The following is a 3,289-nucleotide window of genomic DNA, read 5'->3' on the forward strand; positions in this document are numbered from 1 at the left end:
CACGACGCGCGCGCCGCCGCCCGGCGCCGCGCGCGTCGTGCGAGCGCCAGGTCGATCCCCACGCCGATCCCCACCGCGACGACGATCGACACCACCACCGCCACCACCGGCCCGCCCGGCACCAGGGCCGCGACCACCGCACCGATCACGGCCTGGTACGCCGCCCAGGCGAACGCCGCGACGGCGGCGACGCCGAGGTACCGCATAGGTTCCACCCGCGCGGCGCCCGCTGCGAGGTTCACCGCGAGGCGGGCGAACGGCACGAAGCGTGCGGTGAACAGCACGACGGCGGCGTTTCGTTCCAGTCGCGCCCGCGCCCAGTCCAGAGCCGCGGCCACGCGGGGACCGCGCATCCAGCGCCATCGCTCGACGCCCACCGCGCGCCCCACCAGGTAGCAGCACAGGTCGCCGGAGAAGGCCGCGAGACCCGCGACGACGATGACGGCGCCAAGCGGCGGCGTCCCGTGCGCGACCGCGAGCGCCCCGAAGGCGGTGACGGCCGCTTCGCCCGGGATGACGACCAGGAACGCGTCGGCGAACACCAGCGCGGCCATGCCCGCCAGCGCCCACGGACTCGCCGCGATCGCCTGCAGCCACGCGTCGACACCGTCCATGACGTCACTCTCCGCCGCGGATCGAGACGCCCCGCCGACCGGCCGGTGACGCCCCGCGGAGCATCGGGTGAACATCGCGAACGTCGGCCATCGGCATCCTCCGCGAGGTCGCACCCTGGTGACGTGAGAGTCGCGCTGCTGGCCGAATCCTTCCTCCCGCATATGAACGGGGTCACCGGTTCCGTCCTCCACGTCCTGCGCCATCTGGCGGAGGCGGGGCACGAGACGCTGGTGATCGCGCCCAAGTCCGGCGACGTCACCGCCGACCTGCACGGGGCCCGCACCGAGCTGCTGCGCTCCGTTCCGCTTCCGTCCTACCCCGAGGTGCGCGTGGTGTTCGCGCGGGCGGCGCGCCTGGGCGCCCTGCTGCGCGACTTCGACCCCGACGTCGTGCACCTGGCATCCCCGTTCGTCCTGGGCTGGCAGGGGTTGGCCGCCGCCGATGCCCTGCGCATCCCCTCGGTCGCGGTGTACCAGACCGACGTGGTCGCCTACGCGCAGAAGTACGGCCTGCCCCACGCCACCGCCCTCGTCGCCGGTCACGTCGCGCGCCTGCACCGTCGCGCCACCCTCACCCTCGCGCCGTCGTCGGCGTCGACGCGGCAGCTCGAGCAACTGGACGTGGACCGCATCCGCCGCTGGGGGCGCGGAGTGGATGCCGTCCGCTTCGCCCCCGAGCACCGCGACGACGCGTGGCGGGCCGAGGTGGCGCCGGCGGGTCAGCGCATCATCGGCTACGTCGGCCGCCTCGCCCCCGAGAAGCAGGTCGACGATCTGCGCGCACTCGCCGACCTGCCCGGGACCCGCCTGGTCGTCGTCGGCGACGGACCCTCGCGTCCGACGCTCGAGAGAGCGCTCCCGGATGCCGTGTTCACCGGCCACCTGTCCGGCGCGGAGCTCGCGCGGGTCATGGCGGGCTTCGACGTCTTCGTCCACCCGGGTGAGAGCGAGACGTTCGGGCAGACGATCCAGGAGGCCCTCGCCAGCGGCGTCCCGGTGGTGGCGACCGGCGTCGGCGGCCCCCTCGACCTGGTGCGCTCCAGCGTCGACGGGTGGCTCTACCGGCCGGGCGATCTGGACGACCTGCGCGCGCGGGTGGCCGATCTGGTCGGCGACGACGCCAAGCGCTCCGCCTTCGCCGCCGCCGCCCGCGCCGCGGTGCACGGGCGCACGTGGGAGGCGCTCACCCGCGATCTCGTCGGTCATTACTCGGATGCCGTCGCCCTGCGCCGCATCGACGACGGCCTGCTGCGGCGCGGGGGACCGCGCCCGGCCGCGCCGGCGGCATCCCGCCCCCGCGGGCGGTGGAGTCGCTACGTGGCCCTCGGCGACAGCCTGACCGAGGGGCTGTGCGATGCCTCGCGCATGCCGAGCGGGCAGTACCGCGGGTGGGCCGACCGTCTGGCCGAACTGCTCGCGCACACCAGCGAATCGGGACCGTTCCGCTACGCCAACCTCGCGGTGCGCAGCCGTCGCGTGCGCCACCTGATCGACGAGCAGATCCCGGCGGCCCTCGCTCTCGAACCCGACCTGGTGTCGATCCTGATCGGCGCGAACGACCTGGTCGGACCCGCCCCCGTGATCCCGGCGCTCATCGCCGAGGTCGAGTCCGCGGTCCGCGCCGTCCGACGGACGGGCGCCGACGTCCTGCTGGTGACCACGTTCCTGCCCCGGCGGCCGGCCGCGCGCATCTTCGCGAGACGCTTCGCCGCGTACAACGTCGAGCTGCGGCGCATCGCAGCGCTGCACGGGGCGATCCTGCTCGACCTCGAGGCCGAGTCCGAGATCGGCGAACTGCCGCACTGGGCCGACGACCTCGTGCACCTGCGTTCGGGCGGGCACCGTCTGGTCGCGTATCGCGCGGCCGAGATGCTCGGCGTGCCCGACGCGCGAGCCCTGCTGGGGCTGGACGAAGCGCTGCACGCCGACGAGGACGAGGCGCCCCGGGGCGTCTGGCTCACGCGCGACGCGCTGCCGTGGGTGTGGCGCCGCGTCCGCGGTCGTACGGCGGGCGACGGCATCCTGGCCAAGCACGCGGACTACGTCGAGCTGCCCACCCGGGGAGACCGGCAGCGCGCCGACGCGGTGTGAGCGGGCGGGCTCAGTACCAACCGGTGCTCTCGGAGTGGCCCCATGCGCCGCACGGACTGCCGTAGCGCGAGCTGATGTACGACAGCCCCCACGAGATCTGGGTCGCGCCGTTGGTGCGCCAGTCGAGCCCCGCCGACGCCATCTTCTCGCCGGGGAGGGCCTGGGGGATGCCGTAGGCCCCGCTCCAGGGATTCTGGGCCTGCACCCGCCAGCTCGATTCGCGGTTCCACAGCGCGTTCAGGCACGAGAACTGATCGTCGCCCCAGCCGTAGCCGCGGAGCTGTCCGCGGGCGTTCGCGCGGGCTTCGTCGGGGGTCATGATGGGCGTGGCCGGTGCCGGCGCGGGGGCGGGGGAGCCGGATCCGCTCGAGCCCGACCCGCCGCCGGACCCGGCCGAGCCGCCGGAGCCCGACCCGCCGCCGGAGCCCGACCCGCCGCTCGAGCCCGACCCGCCGCCGGAGCCGTTCGCGCCGCCGGTCGCCGTTCCGCCCGTCGATCCGGAGCCGCCGGTCGATCCGGAGCCGCCGGTCAATCCGCCCGATCCACTCGTCGTCCCGCCGCCGACGCTCGTCGCCCCGCTCGCC

The 3,289-nt window shown here is 75.1% G+C and carries 4 protein-coding genes; 2 read left to right on the plus strand and 2 right to left on the minus strand.

Features of this window, described 5'->3' with window-relative positions:
- The coding region (locus DBR36_RS00120) for a DedA family protein (RefSeq protein WP_108317020.1) at positions 1 to 614 on the minus strand (614 nt) is incomplete at its 3' end.
- Between the two features lie 123 nt (positions 615 to 737).
- On the opposite strand from DBR36_RS00120, the gene DBR36_RS00125 reads away from it, so the two are divergent.
- Complete coding sequence (locus DBR36_RS00125; protein WP_108317021.1) at positions 738 to 2,705, plus strand: glycosyltransferase; 1,968 nt, start codon at positions 738 to 740, stop codon at positions 2,703 to 2,705.
- Between the two features lie 10 nt (positions 2,706 to 2,715).
- Here the strand turns inward: DBR36_RS00125 and DBR36_RS00130 are convergent, their stop codons facing one another.
- The gene (locus DBR36_RS00130) at positions 2,716 to 3,024 is read right to left on the minus strand and encodes a hypothetical protein (RefSeq protein ID WP_308810930.1); all 309 of its coding nucleotides are present in this window, start codon (positions 3,022 to 3,024) and stop codon (positions 2,716 to 2,718) included.
- Between DBR36_RS00130 and DBR36_RS18010 the strand changes: the two genes are divergently transcribed.
- Positions 3,023 to 3,289: hypothetical protein (locus tag DBR36_RS18010; protein WP_219927595.1), on the plus strand; the 267-nt coding region annotated here is incomplete at its 3' end. The genes DBR36_RS00130 and DBR36_RS18010 overlap by 2 nt on opposite strands.

The organism is Microbacterium sp. HMWF026 (assembly GCF_003061325.1).
GTDB classification, from domain to species: Bacteria; Actinomycetota; Actinomycetes; order Actinomycetales; family Microbacteriaceae; genus Microbacterium; species Microbacterium testaceum_E.